The following is a 5,763-nucleotide window of genomic DNA, read 5'->3' as shown; positions in this document are numbered from 1 at the left end:
CCCACTGCTCATCCGATAAGTCGCTCGGATACGCCCGTCTGTCCATGAGCCGCAGAACATCACCCGAACCCCGGCCAGCACGCCAGTACGGCCAATGTTCACACGTACGAGCGATCACGAAACAAGAGAAACGGGACTTAACGTCCACTCAGTACCGCGGCCTGACCAACCACGAACAGCAGCCCCCGAACGCGGACGGGGCAAGTTCAGGAGAAGGACAGCGACAGAAGGACGACTCAGGAGGCGAACGGCTCGATCTCCCCCGCGAAGACGATGATCTGGTCGATGAGGCTCCGTCGCAGATGGACGACATCCGTTCCCGCCAGGCGGGGGCCTCCATCAGGCGTGGTGAAGACCCACTGGTAACGGGCCCATTCGCCAGGCATGTCCACCGCCGAGCAGCGCACCATCGTGCCGGTCCCCGCCGGGTGGCGTCGGATGTCCAGCACGAACCGCTCGACCGCCCCGATTCCCTCGCTGCGACCCAACGGCCCCCAGAACACCACGTCTGAGGTCAGGGCCTGCGGGAGCAGGGCAGTCACATAGCTGTCGTCCGAGGCGTTGAACGCGGAGATGAACGTGTCGATCGCGGAGCGTGCCGTCTCTTCCTGCATGTCCCAGTAATACCAGCGTGCGCTCGTCCTACTAGCCGTCTTCCGATCACGGCGAACCTTCCCGGTCACAGCACTGGACAACTCCCGGACCTCGTCCTCCCCCGCGCCCGCAGGGGTCATCCGCGCTCTCAGCTGCGGCGCAGCGCCTCCCGGTTGTCCGCCCCGCACGCGCGGGGGTCGGCCGGCGGCTGTGATCACGCCTGTGGGCCCCCAAGAAAGCGGGCGCGCTCCTGAGGCCCCGGCGCGACCGGACGGGCAGCTCCGGGCCGCTCCTGCTGGAGGACCCGCCTCCGGTTCGGGGCCGCACAGGTGCATGAGACGATGCGCGCGATCTTGGGGCTGCGGAGGGGGTTGTCCGGTGCGTGTGCGTGCTGCGGCGCTGGCTACGGGGGTGGCCGTGTGGGTGGGGCTGGCGGGCTGTACCGACGGGCGACCGGGCTGGGGCTCCAGCCTCCACAGGGCCCGTGGCACCGCGACTGGCCACCGGTCTGCTGACGTCCGCTCAGCTCCCGCCCAGCTTCGAGCTGCTGCCCGGCGTCTCCGGCTCCTCGGCTCCTCGTGCCCCGCTCATGTCGATGCCGTGCTCGGACCTGGTGACGGACAGCTTCCTGGCCACCCACACCCAGCCCTCGGAGGAGGTCTCGGCCGGCCTGGAGCGGCCCCCCACCGGCGCCAACGGCCTCGCCGACGGCTGGTACGGCGAGGAGACGCTCGACCGGTACGGCCCCGGCCAGGCTGCCGCCGTCATGACGGCCATCCGCGGCACGGCGCAGCGCTGCGCCTCCTACTCCGACGTGCTTCCACTCGGCGGCCCCGCGACGCACAACACCGTGTCGACGAAGGATCCAGGTGTGCCTGCGGACGAGAGCCTGGTGCTGCGGATCACCGTCACTGCCTCGGACGACGCGCAGCCGTGGGTCACCGAGAGGGCGTTCGTCCGGCTGGGTGATGTGCTGCTGACGGTGGACAAGTTGATCGAGCAGGCGCCTGTGGTCGGGGTCGAAGCCGTCCTGCCGGCCGCCGTGACGGCCTACCGCGCGGGCAGTGGTCGGTGAGACCGCGAGCGGACCCACGGGGGCGGGGCTCGTCGGAGCACGGGTGAACACCGCGACCTACCCGGACGTCGGCAAAGCCGGGCCGGCCGTGTTCGCGATGCGCGGCAAGGAGTACCTCTCCGCCGTGCGCTCGGACAACGGGCTGCTGGAACCGCACACGATGCACTTAGCCGGCGCCCGGCGTGACCACCACGGTGACTGGCACGCCGCCGCCCGGCGCGCTGGGCTCGGCGGCCGCCTGACCCGACGCCGCTGCCTGCCCGGAGGACGCACCCACGGAGCGAACCGCTGCTCGGGTGTCACGTCCTCACAGCAGTCCAGCGGCCTGCCGAATCCTCGCCCGGATCCCTCCGGACGGGACGTCCAGGCGAACCGCGCGCAGCCAGACACGATGCACAAGCCCGGAGCAGCGCCGGGCCACCGGCCCGGCCGCGAGAGGCCAGGCCCCCACGGGATGAGCCGCCTCGGAGCCCTGGCAGGATCGAAAGCCGCGGTGCGTGCCGCATCCCATTGCCCGCGGCGCGCACCGCACAGGCGCCTCAGGTAGTGCGCCCCCGGCGAACCATCACCCACCACCCCCGAAGGGCTGATCCCCCTTTGCCCCGCAGGGACGACGCAATCCCACGCTGCCAGTGCCCCCCGACCAACGGACCGGCCCCGTCGGCGACCCGGGGCCGATCCGACCATCTGTGACAGGACCTACTCAATGCCTCCGACGGCGCACAGCTGCTGGTCGCAACCGCGGATACGGCGTCTTCACGAAGCCCTCCTCGGCTCGGTGAGTCAGCACTGTGTCCACCATGCGCATTGCCCAGTGGTCGTCGTACGCGGCGAGCCCGGAGACAGGCAGAGGCGACTGCTCTCCCGGGGCGGTAGCAAAGCTTGGCTGACACTCCCCCGGCCGTGAGGAGCCGTACGTTCGCCGCTCTGTCCAGCTCCAGCAGTGCGATGAGATCCATGCCCCCCGCCGTCGCCCGGGCCGGCGCCGTGTGCATCCGGCCGTCGGCACGCGGGTGCAGTCGGTGACGACCAGCGCCACCCTTGCGGAGCGGGCAGCGACAGCACGACCTGGCCCGCGCACTTCTCGGAGCGAGCTTGGCGTATCGACGGGTGTGCTGGCGGAGACGCAAGGGCGCCCCACACGGGTACGTGCGGGGCGCCCGATCGTGTGCCGGGGGTCAGGCGGGGCGGATGTGCTCTGCCTGCGGGCCCTTCTGACCCTGCACGACGTCGAAGGTCACCTTCTGGCCTTCCTGGAGTTCACGGAAGCCCTGGGCGTCGATGTTCGAGAAGTGGGCGAACACGTCGGGGCCGCCACCATCCTGCTCGATGAAGCCGAAGCCCTTCTCGGCGTTGAACCACTTCACAGTGCCGGTAGCCATGCGCTTCTCCTTCGTGGGAACCGATCGGGTCCCGCTGGTGCGGGGCCTGGAGGTGATCGCCTTGGTCCGGAGAAGCCTTGAGCAACAAGTACGCCCACGGCATGTCACCGCGGGCGAGAACTTCGGAACCACGACTGCTTGATCAAAACGTTACACCGCAGGGAGGCCCGCAGCCAGGGAGCCGAACCGGACACGAAACGGCGTGACCGTGCCACCCGTACGCGCTTCGGTCGGTGTACGGCCGGCCCCCGCGAACACGCGCAGGACTTCTCTGCTGAACGGATGCAGGAGGCCTCGCACTGGCAGACCCTGGGAGAGGGGCCGACCTCGGAGGAGAGCAATGAGCGGTGCCAGCGGCTCGCGGGAACCGAGCGCCATGGTGCACATGACCATCTCCGGTGAGCCAGCCGTAGCGAACGTGGTCGCCGACACGGTGGGGCAGTCGTTCAGGCTGATCGTCGTCCCTGGTCCCGGCACGGCGGGGGACTACGTCTCGCCTGCCGATCAGGTGGTCCGCACCCGCTGGCAGGTGGACACGTCGGCGCCGTTCGAGGAACCCCCCGCCCGGCCGGTCCCCCTCGCGGACTCCGGCGCCACCCCGGTGAAAGTGGAGCTCAGCGGTCGCGCCGATGCTGTGGCCAAGGTCGATGCGCTGATCCGCGCCCGTTTCCGCGCCGGACCGCCGGCGGGTTTCTCGCAGGCGTTCGAAGTGTGGCCGGGGAGTCCGCCCCATGTCGCAGGCCAGCCATGACCGAAGTGGCAGCGCCTGGCAAAGTGTCAGGCACTGCCCCACCGCATGGGCCGAGCTGGAAACGTACGACCGCGAGGACACGAGGCAGCGACAGCGCGGGGGCAGGCCGCGTGCGGCACGGGGGAAGGCGCAGCGGTGCCCGTGGTCGACTCGATCGGGGTCGGCGCCAGCGCTCCACCCCGCCCCGGCCGCCACCGACCGCCGAGACGGATCTGCACCCACCGCCAGCGCGGCTCCGCATCCCAGCACCGGCCCGGCCCCGACATCAGAGCGCGCGGCCCCGCTCGGCGTCACCCGGCCGGTGCTCAGGCGGACCGGGCGGTCCGTCCTGCCGGGTGGTGGACTCCGCCCGGCAGGACGCCGACCATCAGTAGTCGATGGTGCAGTTGCTCTCCGAGCCGTTCTGGACCCACAGGCAGGCGTGCGCGGTGAGGTCGCGGTCGTTCACCATCGTGGTCCAGGTGTCCGCCGTCGAGACCATCGCCGAGCGGTAGGTGCCGGCCGAGTTCTGGACGTCGAGCTTGTCACCGAAGATGCCCGCCAGCGCCCGCGCCCAGACAGCCCGGCAGGACGGGCTGTACCGCAGCTCGATGCCGCGGCCCGCGACCGTGGCGTAGCGCGCGGTGTAGGCGTCGTACTGACAGTTCGTCTTGGCCGGGTCCAGGCCCGTACAGCTGCTGGCGTAGCAGGTGGAGGAGGCGGCGGACGCAGCCGGGGCGAGGGTCAGTCCCCCGGCGACTACCATGGTGGTGGCGGCAAAGACGGTCGCCATCCGGCGACGAAGGCTGCTCATCGGCGCACTCCTTGGAAGGTAGGCAGAGTTCTCTCGGATCCGGAGGCGCCGACCACCGGCGTCGACACGGGGCGGCTCCTGCCGGAACGAGTCTGTCCTGTTCCGCACGGACCCCCCGCCCGTCTCCAGCAGCACCGGGCGTCCCACGGCTGTCTCACCGCTGTGAACAGGGCGGTCAAGGCCGTCCCACATCCGAATCTGAGAAGCCATCACCCATGACCGTGCTGGCGCTGCGCTCCGGATCGGGCTCGAACGGCGGCTAGGCCAGGCGGCCGAGATGACAGCCCCGTCTCGCGCGGCCGCCGGGAGCCCTGGAGCCCCGGCCGCGGAACACCCGGCACACGGACACCGGAAACACAGCCCATACCCTCCCGGGAAACAAGGTGCAGACCGGGCGCAGTGACGGACGTCTGGCATGGGGCCCCGAGACGACGCACTTCGCCTGCGGTACCAGAGCGCCACGGTCAGAGGCCGCTGCCGAACCGGATCGACTTCGATCACCGGCCCGTCCAACCGGCAGCGGGCGCAGCCCGGTACGGGACACGGTCGCCCGTACGATTCCGGTCGTGGGCAAGCAGACGACGTCCGAGTACCCCGATCACCTGGTGCAGGCGCAGCGGGCGCTGGTGACGGTGCAGGCCGAGCAGCGGGCCTTCATGGCCGGTCTGGGGTCCTGGGGCGGCGACCTGGAAGCCGCCAAGGCGGGGCTGGGCGAGGAGCAGCTCGCCGAGTCCGGGCGGCCGGAGGAGGCCGAGCGGCAGGCCTCGCACGCGGTCTGGGCGGACGGGTATCGGGCGACGCTGTCCGGCAAGGACCGCGTCCAGGCCCGCAGCCTCCTCCAGCACCTCGACAACCCCGCCGAGGGCGCGGCATAACGGGCGAGCGTCGCCCATTGCCCCGCCCCGTCCGACCGTCTCGTCGGGCCCGTACCCGCCCGGACGACCAATCTTCGGGTCCTCATCAAACGGCGGGGTGTGTCGGTGCTGCTCGGGGGTGGAAGGCGGTCCTCGGCGGGTGGCCGGCTGGGGGGCCGCTGTTGGTGCAGGATTCGCTGCGCGCCTGCCTGTTCCCGTGGTCAGCGTTGTTTGAGGCCGTTGAGGAGGTAGTCGATGCGGGCGGCGGTGTCGTCCGGGTCGAGTGGGCCGGTTCCGAGCAGGAGGCGGTAGTA

Annotated in this window: 7 protein-coding genes; 4 read left to right on the top strand and 3 right to left on the bottom strand. The window is 70.8% G+C overall.

Features of this window, described 5'->3' with window-relative positions; all coding sequences use genetic code 11:
* Nucleotides 1-236 precede the first annotated feature (236 nt).
* On the bottom strand, nt 237-614 hold the full coding sequence (locus ACZ7KX_RS42460; protein ID WP_470331307.1) for a nuclear transport factor 2 family protein: 378 nt from the start codon (nt 612-614) through the stop codon (nt 237-239).
* Nucleotides 615-1,078: 464 nt separating this feature from the next.
* Between ACZ7KX_RS42460 and ACZ7KX_RS42455 the strand changes: the two genes are divergently transcribed.
* Together ACZ7KX_RS42455 and ACZ7KX_RS42450 are read left to right on the top strand one after the other, a co-directional pair.
* Nucleotides 1,079-1,669 carry a hypothetical protein gene (locus ACZ7KX_RS42455; protein ID WP_470331306.1) on the top strand — a complete coding sequence of 197 codons (591 nt, stop codon included), beginning with the start codon at nt 1,079-1,081 and terminating at the stop codon, nt 1,667-1,669.
* A gap of 706 nt (nt 1,670-2,375) precedes the next feature.
* On the top strand, nt 2,376-2,576 hold the full coding sequence (locus ACZ7KX_RS42450; RefSeq protein WP_470331305.1) for a universal stress protein: 201 nt from the start codon (nt 2,376-2,378) through the stop codon (nt 2,574-2,576).
* A gap of 271 nt (nt 2,577-2,847) precedes the next feature.
* On the opposite strand, the gene ACZ7KX_RS42445 is transcribed toward ACZ7KX_RS42450, so the two are convergent.
* Nucleotides 2,848-3,051, bottom strand: coding sequence for a cold-shock protein (locus ACZ7KX_RS42445; protein WP_209415952.1), 204 nt, complete (start codon nt 3,049-3,051; stop codon nt 2,848-2,850).
* A gap of 340 nt (nt 3,052-3,391) precedes the next feature.
* Here ACZ7KX_RS42445 and ACZ7KX_RS42440 point away from each other — a divergent pair, with 340 nt between their 5' ends.
* Nucleotides 3,392-3,802: a hypothetical protein gene (locus ACZ7KX_RS42440; protein WP_470331304.1), complete on the top strand. Its 411-nt coding sequence runs from the start codon at nt 3,392-3,394 to the stop codon at nt 3,800-3,802.
* 367 nt (nt 3,803-4,169) lie between these two features.
* Here the strand turns inward: ACZ7KX_RS42440 and ACZ7KX_RS42435 are convergent, their stop codons facing one another.
* Entirely contained in the window at nt 4,170-4,595 is a 426-nt protein-coding gene (locus ACZ7KX_RS42435; RefSeq protein ID WP_470331303.1) for a DUF2690 domain-containing protein, read from the bottom strand.
* Nucleotides 4,596-5,161: 566 nt separating this feature from the next.
* On the opposite strand from ACZ7KX_RS42435, the gene ACZ7KX_RS42430 reads away from it, so the two are divergent.
* Nucleotides 5,162-5,470 (top strand): hypothetical protein, encoded by a 309-nt coding sequence (locus ACZ7KX_RS42430; protein ID WP_470331302.1) that lies wholly within the window; start codon nt 5,162-5,164, stop codon nt 5,468-5,470.
* The last annotated feature ends 293 nt before the right edge of the window (nt 5,471-5,763 follow it).

Source organism: Kitasatospora sp. NPDC038210 (assembly GCF_055600605.1).
Note: the sequence above shows the minus strand (reverse complement) of the source record. Positions and strands in the feature narration are given on the sequence as shown.